The organism is Pseudomonas sp. D47, from assembly GCF_045447305.1.
GTDB lineage: Bacteria > Pseudomonadota > Gammaproteobacteria > Pseudomonadales > Pseudomonadaceae > Aquipseudomonas.
Window position 1 is genome coordinate 1 of the sequence record NZ_JBJGXU010000019.1, and the last position, 19394, is coordinate 19394.

General features: G+C 57.2%; 21 protein-coding genes and 1 tRNA gene. 4 read left to right on the forward strand and 18 right to left on the reverse strand.

What is annotated here, in order from left to right; genetic code table 11:
- The first annotated feature begins 285 nt into the window (after window positions 1-285).
- A complete protein-coding gene (locus ACI77I_RS14700) occupies window positions 286-2061 on the forward strand; it encodes an EAL domain-containing protein (RefSeq protein ID WP_406997830.1) in 1776 nt (591 codons plus the stop codon).
- A gap of 409 nt (window positions 2062-2470) precedes the next feature.
- On the opposite strand, the gene ACI77I_RS14705 is transcribed toward ACI77I_RS14700, so the two are convergent.
- From ACI77I_RS14705 to thrS, 9 genes are all read right to left on the reverse strand, one after another.
- Window positions 2471-2547, reverse strand: a tRNA-Pro gene (locus tag ACI77I_RS14705).
- Window positions 2548-2637: 90 nt separating this feature from the next.
- Entirely contained in the window at window positions 2638-2994 is a 357-nt protein-coding gene (locus tag ACI77I_RS14710) for a MerR family transcriptional regulator (protein ID WP_003219935.1), read from the reverse strand.
- The gene (gene ihfA, locus ACI77I_RS14715; protein ID WP_002553164.1) at window positions 2975-3277 is read right to left on the reverse strand and encodes an integration host factor subunit alpha; all 303 of its coding nucleotides are present in this window, start codon (window positions 3275-3277) and stop codon (window positions 2975-2977) included. Before ihfA ends, ACI77I_RS14710 begins: the two co-directional genes overlap by 20 nt.
- A 3-nt stretch (window positions 3278-3280) precedes the next feature.
- Window positions 3281-5659, reverse strand: a complete 2379-nt coding sequence (gene pheT, locus ACI77I_RS14720; RefSeq protein ID WP_406997831.1) for a phenylalanine--tRNA ligase subunit beta — start codon at window positions 5657-5659, stop codon at window positions 3281-3283.
- Window positions 5660-5685: 26 nt separating this feature from the next.
- Complete coding sequence (gene pheS, locus ACI77I_RS14725; protein WP_094952229.1) at window positions 5686-6702, reverse strand: phenylalanine--tRNA ligase subunit alpha; 1017 nt, start codon at window positions 6700-6702, stop codon at window positions 5686-5688.
- 109 nt (window positions 6703-6811) lie between these two features.
- Window positions 6812-7168, reverse strand: coding sequence for a 50S ribosomal protein L20 (rplT, locus tag ACI77I_RS14730; RefSeq protein WP_053257052.1), 357 nt, complete (start codon window positions 7166-7168; stop codon window positions 6812-6814).
- Window positions 7169-7197: 29 nt separating this feature from the next.
- A complete protein-coding gene (gene rpmI, locus ACI77I_RS14735; protein ID WP_002553160.1) occupies window positions 7198-7392 on the reverse strand; it encodes a 50S ribosomal protein L35 in 195 nt (64 codons plus the stop codon).
- 60 nt (window positions 7393-7452) lie between these two features.
- The gene (gene infC, locus ACI77I_RS14740; protein ID WP_172979313.1) at window positions 7453-8004 is read right to left on the reverse strand and encodes a translation initiation factor IF-3; all 552 of its coding nucleotides are present in this window, start codon (window positions 8002-8004) and stop codon (window positions 7453-7455) included.
- The gene (gene thrS / locus ACI77I_RS14745; RefSeq protein WP_024076468.1) at window positions 8004-9926 is read right to left on the reverse strand and encodes a threonine--tRNA ligase; all 1923 of its coding nucleotides are present in this window, start codon (window positions 9924-9926) and stop codon (window positions 8004-8006) included. The genes infC and thrS overlap by 1 nt, the downstream gene beginning before the upstream one ends.
- Before the next feature lie 368 nt (window positions 9927-10294).
- On the opposite strand from thrS, the gene ACI77I_RS14750 reads away from it, so the two are divergent.
- Window positions 10295-10609, forward strand: coding sequence for a hypothetical protein (locus tag ACI77I_RS14750; RefSeq protein ID WP_094952230.1), 315 nt, complete (start codon window positions 10295-10297; stop codon window positions 10607-10609).
- A 289-nt stretch (window positions 10610-10898) separates the two neighbouring features.
- The gene (locus ACI77I_RS14755) at window positions 10899-11111 is read left to right on the forward strand and encodes a cold-shock protein (RefSeq protein WP_003234260.1); all 213 of its coding nucleotides are present in this window, start codon (window positions 10899-10901) and stop codon (window positions 11109-11111) included.
- A 74-nt stretch (window positions 11112-11185) separates the two neighbouring features.
- Here the strand turns inward: ACI77I_RS14755 and ACI77I_RS14760 are convergent, their stop codons facing one another.
- Both ACI77I_RS14760 and ACI77I_RS14765 read right to left on the reverse strand, forming a co-directional pair.
- Window positions 11186-11506 carry an I78 family peptidase inhibitor gene (locus tag ACI77I_RS14760; RefSeq protein ID WP_242151073.1) on the reverse strand — a complete coding sequence of 107 codons (321 nt, stop codon included), beginning with the start codon at window positions 11504-11506 and terminating at the stop codon, window positions 11186-11188.
- Window positions 11507-11650: 144 nt separating this feature from the next.
- Window positions 11651-11956, reverse strand: a complete 306-nt coding sequence (locus ACI77I_RS14765; RefSeq protein WP_094952232.1) for a hypothetical protein — start codon at window positions 11954-11956, stop codon at window positions 11651-11653.
- Window positions 11957-12128: 172 nt separating this feature from the next.
- Between ACI77I_RS14765 and ACI77I_RS14770 the strand changes: the two genes are divergently transcribed.
- Window positions 12129-12341, forward strand: coding sequence for a hypothetical protein (locus ACI77I_RS14770; protein ID WP_015884938.1), 213 nt, complete (start codon window positions 12129-12131; stop codon window positions 12339-12341).
- Window positions 12342-12375: 34 nt separating this feature from the next.
- On the opposite strand, the gene ACI77I_RS14775 is transcribed toward ACI77I_RS14770, so the two are convergent.
- The 7 genes from ACI77I_RS14775 to ACI77I_RS14805 are packed head-to-tail and all read right to left on the reverse strand — an operon-like array spanning window position 12376 to window position 19343.
- Entirely contained in the window at window positions 12376-13404 is a 1029-nt protein-coding gene (locus ACI77I_RS14775) for a nucleoside hydrolase (protein ID WP_406997832.1), read from the reverse strand.
- Between the two features lie 26 nt (window positions 13405-13430).
- Window positions 13431-13835 (reverse strand): D-ribose pyranase, encoded by a 405-nt coding sequence (gene rbsD, locus ACI77I_RS14780; RefSeq protein WP_094952234.1) that lies wholly within the window; start codon window positions 13833-13835, stop codon window positions 13431-13433.
- On the reverse strand, window positions 13832-14749 hold the full coding sequence (gene rbsK, locus ACI77I_RS14785; protein WP_406997833.1) for a ribokinase: 918 nt from the start codon (window positions 14747-14749) through the stop codon (window positions 13832-13834). Before rbsK ends, rbsD begins: the two co-directional genes overlap by 4 nt.
- Window positions 14750-14772: 23 nt before the next feature.
- Window positions 14773-15795, reverse strand: a complete 1023-nt coding sequence (locus ACI77I_RS14790; protein WP_094952236.1) for a LacI family DNA-binding transcriptional regulator — start codon at window positions 15793-15795, stop codon at window positions 14773-14775.
- A gap of 3 nt (window positions 15796-15798) precedes the next feature.
- The gene (locus ACI77I_RS14795; protein ID WP_094952237.1) at window positions 15799-16776 is read right to left on the reverse strand and encodes an ABC transporter permease; all 978 of its coding nucleotides are present in this window, start codon (window positions 16774-16776) and stop codon (window positions 15799-15801) included.
- Window positions 16773-18326: a sugar ABC transporter ATP-binding protein gene (locus ACI77I_RS14800; protein WP_094952238.1), complete on the reverse strand. Its 1554-nt coding sequence runs from the start codon at window positions 18324-18326 to the stop codon at window positions 16773-16775. Before ACI77I_RS14800 ends, ACI77I_RS14795 begins: the two co-directional genes overlap by 4 nt.
- A gap of 57 nt (window positions 18327-18383) precedes the next feature.
- Window positions 18384-19343 carry a sugar ABC transporter substrate-binding protein gene (locus ACI77I_RS14805; protein WP_094952239.1) on the reverse strand — a complete coding sequence of 320 codons (960 nt, stop codon included), beginning with the start codon at window positions 19341-19343 and terminating at the stop codon, window positions 18384-18386.
- Window positions 19344-19394: the final 51 nt, after the last annotated feature.

Sequence of the window (19394 nt, forward strand, 5' to 3'; positions counted from 1 at the left end):
ATTGGCCGGGCTTCAGTATCAATCCCTAACGCGCAAGATCGACAGCATGGGTAAATGCTTTCTCACTTGTTGCAACATTTTTTCAGTAGCCCAGGTGTATTTCGTGCTGTTTACAAGGAAGGGCGAGATCTTGCGGTCTCTTTCCTCCTGAAGGCTGGCAGAAAACAGATAGCCGCCGATGGCCCAAGATTACAGCTATAGTTCTTAGACGCTTCGGAGGCAAATGACGACTTTTTAGGGGTCTGATAACGTCTAGCCACAGGACAGTGTTACACGAGGTTAATCATGGACGCAGACGCTCCCATCCCTGACTACGAAACTGAACGCTTACGACGCGTTGCGGACCTTTGCCCGCAAAATGACCAAGATGACGAAGTCTTCGAAAAGATGATTTCAATGACATCTGAGTACTTCAGCGCTCCGATCGCATTGATTTCGATCGTTGACAAGCACGAACAATGGTTCAGGGCTCGGATAGGGATTGAACAGCGCGCAACACCACGGAGCGCTTCGTTCTGCGCGCACTCACTGCGTGATAGAGAGCCTGTGGAGATCTTGGATGCGCAAAAGGACGATCACTTCAAAGATAACCCTTTGGTAACAGGCCTCCCCTTCATTCGCTATTACGCTAGCGCACCACTTCTCACAAGTGACGGTTTCTCGTTAGGCAGTCTATGCGTAATTGACACCTCGCCAAGAGGGCCTATGAGCAAACGAGACGCCGGAATGCTCGTTTATTTTGCTCAACTGGTCGTGATGCGGATTGTGGGCTTACGCTCCCGTAACTATATAGACCAGCCTACTGGACTATTTAACCGGCTCCGACTTGAAGAAGATATTCGCCAAGCGAGCTCTAGCGGCATACCACAAAACCTATATGCCGTAGATATTATCTCACCAAAATTTTTGAATGATGTAGTAAAAGCACTTGGCTATAGTTTTGCGCAATTGCTGATGCTTAATGTAAAGACTCGACTCCTGTCTTTGTTACCAAAAAATTTACTTTTGTACAAAATCAGCCCCACCCGCTTTGGCTTTCTTCTCAATGCTCGCGAACCTGTTGAAGATCTCTGCTTAAAAATTCTTTCGAGCTTTGAAACGCCGGTTGATTGTCAAGACATTCCAATACTTATGCAGGCAGGCATAGGAGTTTTGGAAATTGCCGATGCAGAAGAGAAGGATTGGCTGCGCTTGGTGGTTGGGGCAGCTGACGATGCGAGAGCAAGAAACTTGGGATGGTCGCTTTACCAGGCTGAACTGGATGCAGCCCAGCAACGCGCGTTTGCACTATTGAGTTCTCTACCGGATGCAGTTCGATCTACCGAGCAACTGAGTCTAGTGTTCCATCCGAAAGTCAATTTGCCCAGCCTCGCGTGCGAAAGCGTAGAAGCGTTGATCCGGTGGAATCATCCGACACTCGGCCCGATTAGTCCGGCAGAATTTATACCTCTCGCCGTTAAAACTGCATTAATGCAGTCAATAACTTTCTGGGTGCTTGATGCGGTAGTGGACCAAACGAAAGATTGGAGAACGAGAGGCATTGAGTTAAGAGTCGCTATGAACGTGACCGTCAGCGACCTTGAAAACTCAAAATTGGTAGAAAAAATTATAGAACACATGCAAAACGGAGACCTTTACCCGGAAAGTATTGAGCTTGAATTCACCGAGAGCATGCTCATATCAGATCCTCAGATGGTTATTAAACAGCTAGAGCGCGTGCGCGGATTGGGAATTGAGATTTCCGTAGATGACTTTGGTACTGGCTATAGTAACTGGACATACTTGCGTCAACTTCCGATAAATACGGTAAAACTCGACCAGTCACTGATTAGCAACATCAACACGAATGAAAAAGACAAACAACTAGTTAAGACGCTGATCGAACTCTCAAGGGGGCTGGGGTATAGAGTCGTAGCAGAGGGCGTTGAGACCGACAACATCCTTGATCTCATTACTAGCTGGGGTTGTACAGAGGCTCAAGGGTACCTGATCACTAAGCCTCTGCAGGCGAGTTTGTTGGAAAAATGGCTGGAACAAGGCGGCTTCAGCACCGGCTCTTGATAGGCCGAATGATCCGGCGGGTAGCGTGCTTGAGCTCCCGCCCCATCAATGAAGGTTTTCTCAGATAGCATCCGTCTCACCTCGCTGCTACAGCAACGTGCTACGCAGCAAAGGTTTCACTCTGCATCAAGCAGTTCCTGTGCCACTGTCAGCGCCCCACTCACCTGGTCATCCAGCGTCTTGCGGATCCCCGAGCGCCACAGGTATCGGGTCGACTCTGGTTTGCCGTCGTTGTCCCCATTGGTAATGTCTGTACTACCAGCGAGACCACGAGAAAATTATCTGGTCGGAGGCGATTCCGGACCTGAATATCAGCGAAATCACCGGGTAGTTTTGCGCCAATTTTGCGCAGACACAAAAAAGCCGATCTATCTGATCGGCTCAAGTGTCTGATTTTACTCAGGAATAATGGTCGGGACGGAGTGATTCGAACACTCGACCCCTAGCACCCCATGCTAGTGCGCTACCGGACTGCGCTACGCCCCGACTAGGCGTGTTACTGGGTTTACTTCGCTACGAAGCGATCCGGAATATACCGCAAGCTTTTGAAATGTGGAAGTATTTTAAAAGCTTGTATCACTTCTTCAGAACAACCAGCACATCTTCGAGTTCGGAGATCATCTGACGGATCATTTGCTTGTATTGGGTGGTGTCGTCTTTGGCTTCATCACCGGACATACGCTGGCGTGCGCCGCTGATGGTGAACCCCTGGTCGTACAGCAACGCACGGATCTGTCGGATCATCAGCACATCCTGGCGCTGATAATACCGACGGTTCCCGGTGCGTTTGACGGGGTTGAGTTGAGGAAACTCCTGCTCCCAATAGCGCAGCACGTGCGGTTTGACCGCACAGAGCTCGCTGACTTCACCAATGGTGAAGTAGCGTTTGCCTGGGATGACGGGTAGCTCGTCGTTATGACTTGGTTCCAGCATAAGCCTCAACTCGGGCCTTCAACTTCTGCCCTGGACGAAAGGTGACCACACGGCGAGCCGTGATCGGGATTTCTTCTCCCGTTTTTGGATTGCGGCCAGGCCGCTGGCGTTTGTCACGCAGGTCAAAGTTGCCGAAACCGGACAATTTGACCTGCTCGTTGTCTTCCAGAGCGTGCCTGATTTCTTCAAAAAACAGCTCGACCAATTCCTTGGCTTCGCGTTTGTTCAGACCCAGCTCTTCGTACAGACGTTCCGCCATCTCAGCTTTCGTCAAAGCCCCCATACGTCACTTCCTTAACGTGGCGTTCAACCTTTGTTCGAGCGAGGTGAGGATATTTTGTGTCGTGGTATTCACCTCATCGTCATTAAGAGTGCGCGATGGATGCTGCCAGGTCAAGCCAACTGCAAGGCTTTTTCTATGCGGATCAATGCCTTTACCCTGATAGACGTCAAATAGCCTGAGGTCTGTCAGCCATTCCCCTGCATTTTCACGGATTACATCCAGAACGGCAGTGGCGGCCACTTCACGGTCGGCGATCAGGGCCAAGTCACGACGCACTTCAGGGAAGCGCGACAACTCGCTGAATTTAGGCATTTTGCCCGATGCAACTTCAGCCAAGACCAGCTCAAAAACGAACACTGGACGGTCCAGACCTAGGGTTTTCGACAGCTCCGGGTGGATGGCGCCGACGAAGCCTACCAAACGCCCTTCGCGCTCGATACGCGCGGTCTGGCCCGGGTGCAACGCCGGGTGGCTGCCTGGCACGAAGGTGAAATCGTCGAGTGCGCCGGCGAAGCCCAATACTGCTTCCACATCCGCTTTAACGTCGAAGAAATCCACGCCGTCACGGCCCTGTGCCCAGCCTTCCGGCAGGCGGCTGCCGCACACCACGCCAGCCAGCATCGGCTCTTGCTTCAGGCCGTCGAGTTGGCCGACGAAACGCAGGCCGCTTTCGAACATGCGCACGCGGTCTTGCTGACGGTTCAAGTTGTGGGAAAGTGCTTTCACCAGGCCCGGCCACAGCGACGAACGCATGGCCGCCATGTCGTTGGAGATCGGGTTGGCCAACAGCAGCGGTTCTACGCCCGGGTTGAACAGTTCGAACTGTTTCGGGTCGATGAAGCTGTAGGTCACCGCTTCCTGATAGCCACGGGCAACCAGCAAACGACGCAGTTCAGGCAGGTGCGCACGCGCTTCTGCTTTAGGCTGCGGCGCGAGACGCGCTTGCGGGTAGCGAACCGGCAGGCGGTTGTAGCCATATAGGCGGGCCAGCTCTTCGATCAGGTCGACTTCCAGGCTGATGTCGAAACGATAGCTTGGCACTTCAACGTGCCACTGCCCTTCCCCGCCAGCGGAAATACCCAGGCCGAGCGCCGACAGCAGTTGCTCGATTTGAGCAGGCTCGATCACCAGACCGAGCATTTGCTCGACGCTCTTGGCGCGCAGGGTGATCGGTGCAACGGACGGCAGGTGCTGCTCGCTCACGCTTTCAGTGATCGGGCCAGCTTCGCCGCCGGTGATTTCCAGCAGCAAGCCAGTGGCGCGCTCCATGGCTTCACGGGCCAGCTTCCAGTCCACGCCACGCTCATAGCGGTGCGAAGCATCGGTGTGCAAGCCGTAGGAACGGGCCTTGCCAGCGATGACGATCTGATCAAAGAACGCACTTTCAAGGAAAATGTCACGCGTGGTCGCGGACACGCCGCTGTGCTCGCCCCCCATCACGCCGGCAATGGCCAGTGCGCGGGAATGGTCGGCGATCACCAGCGTGTCGGCGCGCAGGGTTACTTCCTGGCCGTCGAGCAGTACCAGCTTCTCACCTTCTTCGGCCATGCGTACGCGGACGCCGCCGTTGATTTCGGCAAGATCGAACGCATGCAGCGGTTGGCCCAACTCGAGCATCACGTAGTTGGTGATATCGACGGCGGCGTCAATGCTGCGTACGTCGGCGCGACGCAGGCGCTCAACCATCCACAGTGGGGTTGGCTTGGACAGGTCGACATTGCGGATCACGCGGCCCAGGTAACGTGGGCAAGCGTTGGGTGCCAGCACTTCGATAGAGCGCACTTCGTCGTGCACAGCGGGTACGGCGGCAACCACGGGACGAGTGACGGGGGCGTTGTACAGCGCACCCACTTCACGCGCCAGACCCGCCAGGGACAGGCAGTCGCCACGGTTCGGGGTCAGGTCGACCTCGATGCTGGCGTCTTCCAGTTCCAGGTAGACACGAACGTCCTGGCCCACTGGCGCGTCGGCCGGCAGCTCCATCAGGCCATCGTTGCCCTCGCCCACTTGCAGCTCAGCCTGTGAGCAGAGCATGCCGTTGGACTCAACGCCACGCAGCTTGGCTTTCTTGATCTTGAAGTCGCCCGGCAGTTCGGCGCCGATCATGGCGAACGGAATCTTCAGGCCCGGGCGCACGTTTGGCGCACCGCACACGACCTGGAAAGTCTGCGCGCCATTGCTGACCTGGCACACACGCAATTTGTCGGCATCGGGATGTTGCTCGGTGCTCAGCACTTCGCCCACGACCACACCGCTGAAAACACCGGCGGCCGGCGTAACGCTATCGACCTCAAGACCGGCCATCGACAGACGAGCAACCAGCTCGTCGCGATCTACCTGCGGGCTTACCCAGCCACGCAGCCATTGTTCACTGAATTTCATCCTGCTCTCCTAAAGATTCGTTACGACTAGCGAAATTGCGCGAGGAACCGCAAGTCGTTGTCGAAGAACAGACGCAAGTCGTTCACGCCGTAACGCAGCATGGCCAGACGCTCAACGCCCATGCCGAAGGCAAAGCCCGAGAACTCTTCCGGGTCGATCCCGGACATGCGCAGTACGTTGGGGTGAACCATGCCGCAGCCCATCACTTCCAGCCAGCCGGTCTGCTTGCAGACACGGCAGCCTTTACCGCTGCACATCACGCATTCCATATCGACTTCAGCGGACGGCTCGGTGAACGGGAAGAACGATGGACGAAAACGCACCGCCAGCTCTTTCTCGAAAAACACCCGCAGGAATTCTTCGATGGTGCCTTTGAGGTCGGCGAAATTGATATCGCGATCAACCAGCAGGCCTTCAACCTGGTGGAACATCGGCGAGTGGGTGATATCGGAGTCGCTACGGTACACACGGCCTGGGCAGACGATGCGGATCGGCGGCTTGGTCGCTTCCATGGTGCGGACCTGTACCGGCGAGGTATGGGTGCGCAACAGCATGTTCGCGTTGAAATAGAAGGTGTCGTGCATCGACCGGGCCGGGTGATGGCCTGGGATGTTGAGCGCCTCGAAGTTGTGATAGTCGTCTTCGACCTCAGGGCCTTCGGCAATGCCGTAGCCGATGTGGGTGAAGAACTGCTCGATACGTTCCAGAGTCCGGGTAATCGGATGCAGACCGCCCGAGGCCTGGCCACGGCCAGGCAAGGTCACGTCAATGGACTCGGCGGCGAGCTTGGCCGCAAGATCGGCCTCCTCGAGCGACGCCTTGCGCGCATTGAGAACCTCAGTGACACGCTCCTTGGCGACGTTGATCAGCGCACCGACTTGCGGACGCTCTTCAGCCGGCAAATTCCCCAGGGTCTTCATCACCTGAGTCAATTCACCTTTTTTGCCAAGGTAGTGAACCCGGATTTGCTCCAGGGCATTGATATCTTCAGCGCTTTGCACAGCCTCGAGAGCTTGAGCGACGAGCGCGTCCAGGTTTTCCATGTACAGACTCCAGATACAAAATAGGGGAAGAGCTTGAAGGCTCTTCCCCTATTTATGACGTTTACCACCTTGGGCTACAGGAGTAACCCAAGGTGACTGTCGGGGGTACTTAAGCCAAGGTGGCTTTAGCTTTCTCGACAATCGCAGCAAACACCGCTTTATCGTTCACGGCCAGTTCAGCCAGAACCTTACGGTCGATTTCGATGGACGCTTTTTTCAGGCCAGCGATGAAACGGCTGTAGGACAGACCGTTAACACGTGCACCAGCGTTGATACGAGCGATCCACAGAGCGCGGAACTGACGTTTTTTCTGACGACGGTCACGGTAGGCGTATTGGCCTGCCTTGATTACCGCTTGCTTGGCAACACGGAATACGCGTGAGCGTGCGCCGTAGTAGCCTTTAGCGAGTTTCAGAATTTTTTTGTGACGTTTACGGGCAATGACGCCACGCTTTACACGAGCCATGAGTTACTTCCTCTATTCTTGATCCAAAATTAACGAAGGCGCAGCATGCGCTCGACTTTTGCCACGTCAGACGGATGCAGCAAGCTGCTACCGCGCAATTGACGCTTACGCTTGGTCGACATTTTGGTCAGGATGTGGCTCTTGAAAGCGTGCTTGTGCTTGATACCGTTAGCAGTTTTCAGAAACCGCTTAGCAGCACCACTTTTAGTCTTCATCTTTGGCATGTTCGGATACTCCGCATTCAGTTGATAAACATAATCAGAAGGCCTGCCGTGCCCTGTTGATTACTTCTTCTTTTTCGGGGCGATGACCATAATCAGCTGGCGTCCTTCCATCTTAGGATGCTGCTCGACGGAACCGTACTCCAGCAGGTCACCTTCAACCCGCTTGAGGAGTTCCATCCCCAGCTCCTGGTGGGCCATCTCACGGCCGCGGAATCGCAAGGATACCTTGGCCCTGTCCCCATCACTCAGGAAACGTACCAGGTTGCGCAGTTTTACCTGGTAATCCCCTTCCTCCGTCCCTGGACGAAACTTGATTTCTTTTACTTGAATCTGCTTCTGGTTCTTCTTCGCTGCGGCAACCTGCTTCTTCTTCTCGAAGATCGACTTGCCGTAGTCCATCACCCGGCAAACGGGTGGGATTGCGTCGGCGGAGATTTCCACCAGGTCCAATTTGGACTCTTCAGCAATACGAAGCGCTTCATCAATCGAGACGATGCCAATCTGCTCGCCGTCAGCGCCAATTAACCGAACCTCGCGTGCCGAGATATTCTCGTTGATCGGGGCTTTCGGTGCAGCTCGTTTATCTTGTCTCATTTCACGCTTAATAATAATTACTCCGAATCTGGGCGACCACGCCGGGAAACCGCTTGCGCGAGGAACTCAGCGAACTGGGCGACGGGCATCGAGCCCAGGTCAGCACCTTCACGAGTACGCACAGCGACAGTCTGCATCTCGACTTCCCGATCTCCGATAACCAAAAGATAGGGAACCTTGAGCAAAGTATGCTCACGGATTTTAAAGCCGATCTTTTCATTTCTCAAGTCGGACTTGGCACGAAATCCGCTTTCGTTGAGAGTTTTTTCAACTTCAGCAGCAAAATCGGCCTGTTTATCAGTGATATTCATGATCACTGCCTGGGTGGGAGCCAGCCACGCGGGGAATGCACCCTCGTAGTGCTCGATCAGGATCCCGACAAACCGTTCGAACGAGCCGAGGATCGCCCGGTGCAGCATAACCGGGTGTTTACGGCTGTTGTCTTCGGAGACGTATTCGGCTCCCAAACGGATCGGCAGGTTAAAATCGAGCTGCAAAGTACCACATTGCCAGACACGGCCAAGACAATCTTTCAGCGAGAACTCGATTTTAGGACCGTAGAAGGCGCCCTCACCCGGCTGCAAATCGTACGCAAGGCCCGCGCTGTCTAGGGCTGCGGCCAGTGCAGCTTCGGCGCGATCCCACAGCTCGTCGGAACCGACGCGTTTTTCCGGACGAGTGGACAGCTTCATTTCGACTTCGGTGAAACCGAAATCGCGATAAACGTCCATGGTCAGCTTGATGAACGCAGCGGATTCAGCCTGCATCTGCTCTTCGGTGCAGAAGATGTGGGCGTCGTCCTGAGTGAAGCCGCGCACACGCATGATGCCATGCAGTGCACCCGATGGCTCGTTACGGTGGCAGGCACCGAACTCGGCCAGGCGCATCGGCAACTCGCGGTAGCTCTTCAGGCCCTGGTTGAACACCTGCACGTGGCACGGGCAGTTCATTGGCTTGATGGCGTAGTCGCGGTTTTCCGACTGAGTGGTGAACATGTTGTCGGCGTAGTTGGCCCAGTGCCCGGATTTCTCCCACAGGCTGCGATCAACGACCTGGGGAGTCTTGATCTCCAGGTAGCCGTTTTCGCGCTGCACTTTGCGCATGTACTGCTCGAGCACTTGGTACAGGGTCCAGCCGTTCGGGTGCCAGAACACCATCCCCGGCGCTTCTTCCTGAAGGTGGAACAGGTTCAGGCGCTTGCCGATCTTGCGGTGATCGCGCTTCTCGGCTTCTTCGATGCGCTGGATGTAGGCCGCCAGCTGCTTCTTGTCAGCCCAGGCAGTGCCGTAGATCCGCTGCAGTTGCTCGTTCTTTGCGTCGCCGCGCCAGTAGGCACCGGACAACTTGGTCAGCTTGAACGACTTGAGGAAGCGTGTGTTCGGCACGTGCGGACCGCGGCACATGTCGACATATTCTTCGTGGTAGTACAGGCCCATGGCCTGCTCGTCCGGCATGTCTTCCACCAGACGCAGCTTGTAGTCTTCGCCACGAGCAGTGAACACGTCGATCACTTCAGCGCGCGGGGTGACCTTCTTGATCACGTCGTAATCTTTTTCGATCAGCGCGTGCATGCGCTGCTCGATCGCGGCCAGGTCGTCCGGCGTGAAAGGGCGTTCGTAGGCGATGTCGTAATAGAAGCCTTCATCGATGACCGGGCCGATGACCATTTTCGCCGTCGGGTACAGCTGCTTGACCGCATGGCCAATCAGGTGCGCGCAAGAGTGGCGAATGATCTCCAGCCCCTCTTGATCCTTGGGCGTGATGATTTGCAGGCTGGCGTCTGAGGTGATCAGGTCGCTGGCGTCAACCAGCTTGCCGTCGACCTTGCCGGCCACGGTGGCCTTGGCCAGGCCTGCACCAATGGATGCGGCGACCTCGGCGACTGAAACCGAATGATCGAATGAACGTTGACTGCCGTCGGGAAGAGTAATAGTTGGCATGGCGCCTCCTCTCCTAGTGGTGACCCCTACCAAAGGTCACGTGGGTTGGGATGAGCCAGTACAAGATCCAACACCAGGCCGTTCATTGCTGAACGCCTGCCTTACAGCGGCAGGAGCCTTTCGGCCAACCGATAATCGAACCAGAGTGACTGGAGTGAGCTAAAAAGAAACATGGCAAGGCGGCAATTGGCACGCCCGGATTTAGCCAAGCGCAAGATCCTAGCACAGATGAACGGTCATCGCGCCGACGCTATCTTGTGTAAAGACAAATTCCAGGCTTTATAGCTGCAAAAGTGAACTTGAGCTGTACGCCACGCCTCAAACACCCCGAGAATCGCCGTTCGTCCTCGACCCAAAGGAGCATCCACATGATGCGTTTCACCTCATCCCTCGCTCTCGCCGCATCCCTGACTATTCTTTCCCTCGGCGCGCAGGCCGCTGCCCCGTCGAACTGGCCAGCGGGCGCACGTGACAGCTTCGTCAAAGACTGCAGCGCAGCTGCCAGCCAGAACGTAGACGCCAAAACCGCCAAAGACCATTGCGAATGTGGCGCGGACAAGATCAACGCCGAATTGAGCACTGCAGAAATCAAAGAGCTCATGACCAACCAGAACGCCAGCCCGCAGCTTAAAAACAAAGCTGTCGCGGCCATTTCGTCCTGCAAAGTGGTGAAGAAAAAGTAAGATCGACCACTGATCAGACGGTCGCCGTGCTGAAAAAACCGCCTGAAAACTGCTATTTCTCACAAATTACGCAGCTTTTACGGCTTTTTTTAACAGCTGATATTTCGCGCGAAAGCCCCGTAGATCGGGGCTTTCAGCCGACCAAAGCACTAAACGCAACGCTATTGATTAGCAAACAATGCCTTGGGGGGGCTCCCAAGTCGAACATTTCGACTATGATAGCTCGGTGTGCCCAGTTGGCCTGAGCAGCACAGCACTACTGAAAATATATGTTTCTTGGAGATACACCATGTCTAATCGCCAAACCGGCACCGTTAAATGGTTCAACGATGAAAAAGGCTTCGGCTTCATCACTCCTCAAGGTGGCGGTGACGACCTGTTCGTACACTTCAAAGCTATCGAAAGCGACGGTTTCAAAAGCCTGAAAGAAGGCCAAACCGTTTCCTTCGTGGCTGAGAAAGGCCAAAAGGGTATGCAAGCTGCACAGGTTCGCGGCGAGTAATTCTCCGCTGAGCTAAAAAAAACCCCGTCCATGTGACGGGGTTTTTTATGCGCGTTGCAAAAGCCGCGAGGTGCTCAGCCGCAGTTGACCCGCGTGATCACCAAGTTATCGTCGGTGCTCAGGTTCAGGCGGTCTGAGCGGTATTCCAGGGTGACCATGTCGCTAGGCCTGAGGATCCGCGCGTTCTGCGCACCGGCACGGGTACGCGCCTGATCCAGCAGTTGAGGCGAGGCTTTCTGGCCGATCGCGAACTCGGCAGCTTTCGACTCACAGCGGCTATGACCGGCATCGGTCACGGCGGCGTCTTTGGCTGGCTCAGAGGCACCTGGGGTGCTGCAACCCGCCAAAGCGAGTGCTGCCAACAAAGTACCGAATGATGCGAGCTTCCAAGGCATGAAGCCTCCTATGATTAAAAATGGACAGAGATCGTGCGACAGCGATCTGGCAGATTGGTTTCAAGACGTAAATCGCCCGTAGGCAAGTCTGCCTGACTCAGGGCGAGCATTCGCTCAGTCAATCGTCACCAGATATGAACGTATTCAGTAGATGTCGATGTAGTCGAACGGCGGTGTTGGCCAGTTCTGCTTGAGCGCGTTGAAAATCTGCATGACCCAGACTTCATCGCTGGCCGCGACGTTACCGACGTAACCAGAACCTTTGGCCCAGGTTTCAAGACGAAACAGCAAGCCTCCAATATCAGTGCCACCCACCACCCCTGAAGAAATGTAGGCGACACCGGCCTTAGTGACCCGCAACTGCGTATGTTCATCGTCACTGGCACTGGCCAGCAGCTGACGGACAGCGTCCAGCGTCAGGTTCTCGGGGTTTTTCAAATCGATCTGCACCTGGCGTTCCCCGGCAATTAAATTGAGGCACAGTGTCGCACAGCGTCTGCCTCATCCCGAAGCATCTCATGCCTAAGTAGCAGTGCCATACGCCCGCCAAAAATGGTTAACTGCCCCGGTAAGAACCGCGTTTTAGCGCACTGCCCAGTACTTCCAACTCCGCGAGACACCCATGACCACTGTTACCCTCCAAGCCGACATCAAAGCCAAGTGGCCCCAAGGACAAAGCTCCTACAGCCCCGGAAGCCCGGAGGAGTTGGCAATCATTGGAATCGATCTGCTGGTCAAAGAGCTCGGCACTCAGGCCGCTCAGGCGTTCATCGGCCAGATATTCGAGAAATACCCGGCCGATCACATGGGCGCTCACAACCCCGAGCGCGAATAAAGAACCGGCCGGCGAACGCCGACCGGCAAACTCATTACTTCAGACGCGCCAGGCGCTCGGTCAGCAGATCGAAGAAGCCTTGGGCGTCGCCGTTCTCAACCCAGAACGCGTTCTTCGGTTGTTTCAGGCCATCGTACCAATCGACGATGGTCTGGCCGAAGGTCGGGCCTTCACGGCTGTCCACCACCACGTTCACTTCACGCCCGCTGAACAGCTCAGGCTTGAGCAGGTAGGCAATGACCGTGGCATCGTGCACTGGCCCGCCTGGGATGCCGTAGTGCTCCATGTCGCCTTTGACGTATTCATTCAGGATATCGCCAACGACTTTGCTCGCGTTGTTCTTGATGTCGGCGATCTGTTTCATCCGCGCGTCACTGGTCAGCACCTTGTGGGTCACGTCCAGCGGCAGGTAAGTCAGCTTGACGCCACTTTTGAGCACGATCTCAGCCGCGATAGGGTCCGCGAACAAGTTGAACTCAGCCACCGGCGTGATGTTGCCGCCGTTGAAGTGCGCACCGCCCATCACCACCACTTCTTTGATGCCTTGAGTGATTTCCGGCGCCTGGGTCAGCGCCAATGCCAGGTTGGTCTGTGGGCCGAGCATGGCGATGGTAATGCTGTGCGGCTTGGCGGTGCCGAGGGTCTTGATCAGGTAATCAACGGCATTGCCCTCAGCCAGGCCTTTTTTCGGCTCGTGCACGGCAACGCCGGAGATACCTTCCTTACCGTGAATGTTCTCGGCGTAGATCGGCGTGCGCAGCATCGGTTTGGGTGCGCCTGCGTACACCGGAATATCCTCGCGCCCTGCCCACTCACGGGCCAGTCGCGCGTTACGGGAGGTTTTGTCGAGGCGCACGTTACCGGCGACGGTGGTCAGTGCACGAATGCTCAATTCCTGGGGTGAGGCCATTGCAAACAGCAACGCCACCACATCGTCGGCGCCTGGGTCGGTGTCGATGATCAGGTCGATTTTTTCCGCCGCATGGGCGCTGGCTGCAGTGAGCGCGGACAAAAGCAGGACACTCCGAAACAGGTTTTTCAGGGTTGGAAGACCACGTTGCATGAAACACTCCTTGTCGTAGGGGAACTCTAGAAGGTTACGCCGGACACCAGCGCGATATTGCAATAAGGCTGGCACTCGCCAGTGCGCACCACGGCGCGGGCCTTGCGGCTCAGTTGCTTGAATTCTTCATGGCTGACCAGACGGCGCTCGCCGAGGGCTGCCTGCTCAGTCAGGCTGTTGAGTTCGGCGAGCGCAGGCGGTTGCTTGAGCAGGATTTCTTCGGCCAACACATGGCTTTCCACCTGCATTTCGCTGAGCACAATGCGCAGGGTGCTGATGAAGTCGGGAATGCCCTGGGTCAGCGCCAGGTCGATCAGCTCGACACCTGGCGGCACAGGCAGGCCGGCATCGCCGATCACCAGGATGTCGCCGTGACCGAGAGATGCGATCACGCGCGACAGGGCAATATTGAGCAGAGGTGTCTTTTTCATGAGGGCACAAAACCTTGCACGTCGTGCAGCGTAGGAATAGAGGGTTGCGCACCGGCGCGAGTCACGGACAAGGCTGCCGCCACCTGGCCAAAGCGGATGGCCTCGGCTTCGCTCTTGCCATTGGCGAGCGCTGCGGCAAAACCACCGACAAAGGTGTCGCCGGCAGCCGTGGTATCCACCGCCTTGACCTTGGGCGCCACCAAATGCTCAAAACCTTGGCCATCGGCAAACAACGCGCCCTGAGCACCGAGGGTGATGATGACCTTGCCGGCACCCGCCTTGATCAGCTGCGTTGCGGCGACCTTGGCACTGTCGAGGGAGTCGACCGTCACGCCACTTAATGCGCTGGCTTCACTTTCATTGGGAATCAGGTAATCGATCGAGGCGTACCACTCGGCAGGCAAGGGGCCACTGGCCGGCGCCGGGTTAAGGATCACCGTTTTGCCCAATTCACGACTGCGTTTCAGGGCATGGCCTACGGTGTGCAGCGGGGTTTCCAGCTGGCAGACGATCACCTCGGCGGCTTGTAACACCGCGTCAGCGACTTGCAACGAGTCGGGGGTCAGCTCACCGTTACTGCCAGCCACGATCACAATCGCGTTCTGGCTGCTGTCATCCACCACAATCAGCGCCACGCCGCTGGAACCGTCGACGGTGCTCACAGCCTGGCAATCAATGCCCTCAACCAATAAAGCCTCGCGCAACTGGGTGCCGTAGGCGTCCGTGCCGACGCAGCCGACCATCGCCACATCCGCCCCAAGACGCGCCGCAGCCACCGCCTGGTTAGCGCCCTTGCCACCGGGGACGGTGGAAAACGTTTGGCCGATCAGGGTTTCACCGGCGCGTGGCAACCGGCTGGCGCGGGTGACCAGGTCCATGTTCAAGCTGCCTATTACCACTACTTTTGCGGGCATACATCATTACTCATCAATTCGGTTCAGCGGTATTGGGCGAACACACCGGCAAAGGGCGCCGTCGACTCACGCAAAACAATACTCGGCGTCACGATGCGTTGATCGATCGGCAGTTGGGGTGTTGCAATTCGTCGCAGTAAAAGCTCGGCGGCCGTCTCGCCCAGTTGCACGATCGACTGCCCGACCGTGGTCAACGCGGGGTACACGTAACGGCCCATTTGAATATCATCGAACCCGATCACCGACAGCTCGCCAGGCACGCGAATATTGCGCTCGGCCGCGGCACGTAACACGCCGAAACCAATCATATCGTTACTGGCGAATATCGCGCTGGGCGGATTTTCCGACAGCAACTGCACCGCCGCCGCATATCCGCCGGTGCTGGTGAAGTCGCTTTCCAAGGTGCGATTCGCCGCCACTTCCACGCCCGCCTCACGCAGCGCGCGGTGATACCCCGCCAAACGCATCTGCGCCACGCGAGTGTGGCCGGGGCCACCGATACAGGCGATGTCGCGGTGACCGAGTTCAAGCAAGTGCCGGGTCGCGAGGTAAGCGCCCTCCTCGTGGTCGATGCGCACCAGGTCGACATCAATGCCGTCCAGCGCACGGTCGACGATCACCATGGGCGTGCGCACCGCACTCAAGCCGGCGGCGAGGCCACTGTCGTCGCCCCCCACCGAGGTGACGATCAAGCCGTCGATGCGTTTCTCCAGCAACACGCGCAAATAACTGCGCTGCTTTTCAGCGTTGTCGTCGGAGTTGCAGAGGATCACGCAATAGCCATTACGCTCGCAGTAATCCTCGATCCCCCGGGCCAACTCCGCAAAATACGGGTTCAGACTGTTGGGCACCAACAAGCCGATGGTGGCGGTAGTCTTGGCCTTGAGCGATCGCGCGACCGCACTCGGCACGTAGTCGAGCTGCTTGATCGCCGCCTCCACCTTGATCCGCACAGGTTCGCTGACCGGCCGCGTCTTGTTCACCACATGCGACACGGTGGTGTAGGAAATACCTGCAAGCGCTGCCACATCCTTGATCGTTGCCATGGTTTAGCCCCGCCGACTGGCGCGCTGGCTGCGGTAGGTGTCGAGGACCACAGCAATCACGATCACAGCACCGGTGATGATGCGTTTGGTGGGCTCGGTGGCACCGATCTGCGCAAGGCCGGCGGCCAATACCGAAATAATCAACACACCGAAGAACGTACTGATGACCGAACCGCGCCCGCCCATCAGGCTCGTACCGCCGATGACCACAGCGGCGATCACCTGCAGTTCCAGGCCGGAGCCGGCATTCGGGTCCGCCGCTTCCAGGCGCGAAATCTGGAACAGCGCCGCCACACCGGCCAACAGGCCCATCAGACTGAACACCAGGATCTTGTAGGGCTTTGGATTGATCCCGGCCAGGCGCACGGCCTCTTCGTTGGTGCCGATACCGATCAGGTAGCGACCAAACACCGTGCGCGTCAACACCAACTGAGCGGCGATGATCACCAGCAGGGCGATGATAAACGACGGTGAAATCCCGAAGGCAACCGGGTTCGACAGCCAGGCATACGAGTCACCGATATAGGCGGTGCGCGAGCCGGTCATCTGGTAGGCCACGCCACGCGCCATTTCCAGCACACCGAGCGACACGATGAACGACGGAATGCGCCAAGCCACGGTGATCGAGCCCGTGATGGTGCCAGCCAACGCGGCGCAGCCCATGCCGAGCAGCGCTGCCGGCAGAACGCTCCAGCCCCAGCCGAGAATCGCCACACTGACCGCCGATGCGGCCAATGCCAGCACCGAACCTACCGACAGGTCGATGCCGCCGATGATCAGGATGAACGTCATGCCCACCGCCAGCACCATCAGGTCCGGAATCTGGTTGGCCAGGGTGCTGAAGGTGTCATAGGACAGGAAGTGGTCGCTCAGCACCGAGAACAGCGCAATCATCGCCAACAAAGCGCCGGCCAGCCCCAGGTAGGTGCCCAGGCCGTAGAAGTTACCGCCGGTTTTACCGGGGGAAGTTGTGGTTTTCATGGGGTTTCCCTAAGCACTGCGTCATTGAGCAGCGCGTCACGTTTTTGGTAGCCGGCAAAGGCGGCGGCGAGCAATTCGTCCTGGGTCCAGCTGTCGCGCTCGAAGGTCTCGATCAGGCGCCCGGCGGACAACACACCGATGCGGTCGCAGATCAGCATCAGTTCCCGCAGATCACTGGAGACCACCACCAGCGCTTTGCCCTGGCGAGTCAATTCGCCGAGCAAGGCATAAATGTCGAACTTGGCGCCGACGTCGATACCCCGAGTCGGTTCATCGAACAGCATCACCGCGCAATCGCGCTCCAGCCAACGGCCGATCACGACTTTCTGCTGGTTGCCGCCCGACAGCTCGGACACCAGCTGCGCCGGGCTGGAGCTGCGAATGCGCATGGCATCGATCTGACGCTTGGCCAAGGCGGTTTCGTCGCGGCTGTTCACCACACCGCCGCCGGAGATTTCCGGCATGTTGCCCAAGGCAATGTTGGCGCTGATGGACTGGGTCAGCAGCAGGCCTTCGCCTTTGCGGTCTTCGGTGATCAGGGCGATGCCATGGCCGACCGCATCCACCGGGGAACGGATGCTCACCACCTTGGCCGGCGAACCCAAGGCGACAGTGCCGCTGTCCGCCAGGTCCGCGCCGAAGATCAGTCGCAATAACTCAGTGCGGCCAGCGCCGATCAGGCCGGAGATGCCATAGATCTCACCGGCGCGCACTTCAAAGGACACATCGCGAACCTTGTCCGAGCGGGTCAACCCTTTCACGGTCAAGGCGGGACCGCCGATGGTGCGCGGGCCCAGGTCGATTTTTTCACCCAACTCGCGACCAACCATCAAGGTGACCAGTTGCTCACTGTTGTAATTGGCCATCGGCTCGACGCAGACCAGCTTGCCGTCGCGCAATACCGCAATACGCTGGGCGACACGGGCCAGTTCTTCCAGCCGGTGCGAAATATAAATGATCGCCACGCCGCGGGCCTGCAGGCGGGTGATTTGCTCAAAGAGCATTTCGACTTCACGCGCGGTCAGCATCGCCGTGGGCTCGTCGAGGATCAGAACATGGCAGTCGCCGATCAGGTTGCGGGCGATTTCGACCATTTGTTGATGGCCAATGCCCAAGGTGCCAACCAGGGTGTCCGGGTCGATCGCATCCAGGCCGACCTGGGCCATGGCCTCGATCGCGGCTTTGCGCAATTGCTTGCGGCTGATCCAACCACATTTGCTGGGCAGGTTATCCAGGAACAGGTTTTCGGCCACGGTCAGTGTTGGCAGCAGATTGAGTTCCTGCATGACCATGCGCACGCCCAGCTCTTCAGCCTGGGTGCGGCTGCCGGGGCGGAAATCCTGACCATTGAACTGCATGTGCCCGGTGGTCGGCGTGACCAGCCCGCCGATAATTTTCGACAGCGTACTTTTACCTGCGCCGTTCTCACCGGTCAGCGCCAGCACTTCCCCGCGATTGAGCGTGAGGGTGATGTCGGATAGAACCGGTTGGGCATAGGTCTTGCCGATACCGCTGACCGAGAGGACAGCGTTCGGGGCGGAAGATGACATAGGAAAATCTCCAGGCGCCCGCTCAGGACGAGCGGGCGCTGTTGGGTACTGCCAGGATTACTTCTTGAGAACGAGTTCGACCGGGGTTTCGATCACGCCATCTTTGGCATCGACTTTCTCACCCTTGACCAGCTTGAGCGCGTTCTGGATACCGAACACGGCCTGCTGAGCAGCGGCCTGGTCGGCGGTCGCCAAGACCCGGCCGTCCTGCAACATCGGCTTGATGGCTTCAATGTTGTCGTAGCCCACGACCAGCACTTTGCCGGCCTTGCCCGCTGCACGTACGGCAGAGACAGCGCCCAGCGCCATGTTGTCGTTACCCGCCAACAGTGCCTTGAGGTCCGGGTATTCGCTCAACATGGCAGACGCGACTTTCTGGCCCTGGTCGATTTCCCAGTTGCCCGATTGGGTGGAGACAATCTTCATACCAGCGGCGTCCATCGCATCCTTGTAGCCTGCGGTGCGCTGTTGGGCGTTGGTGGTGGTCGGTACACCTTCGATGATGCCGACTTTATCGCCCGAGGCCAGTTGTTTGGCCAGGTAGTCACCCACCAGCTTGGAGCCTTTGCGGTTGTCCGGGCCTACGAACGGGATATTGAGGTTTTTGCTTTTCAGTACGTCCGGATCCAGGCGGTTGTCGATGTTGACGATCTTGATGCCGGCATCGGAGGCTTTCTTCAGCACGGTCACCAATGCCTTGGAGTCGGCAGGGGCGATCACGATGGCGTTTACTTTGGCAAGGATCATCTGGTTGACGATATCGATCTGTGCACTGGTATCGGTTTCGTTCTTGATGCCGTTGGTGATCATGTCAAAGTCGGCGGCGTGTTCTTTCTGATAGGACTTGGCGCCGTCCTGCATGGTGACGAAGAATTCATTAGCGAGGGATTTCATCACCAGGCCGACCTTGGGTTTGGCGGCGGCGTCATCAGCAAATGCAGAGGAAATAGGTAGAGCAGCGGATGCGGCAGCAAGCACAGCGACAGCAAGAAGACGTCCAGCAAATGGCAGCTTCATGGGTTCACTCCGATCTTATGATTATTGTGAGCAACGCTTGCACAATGAAAC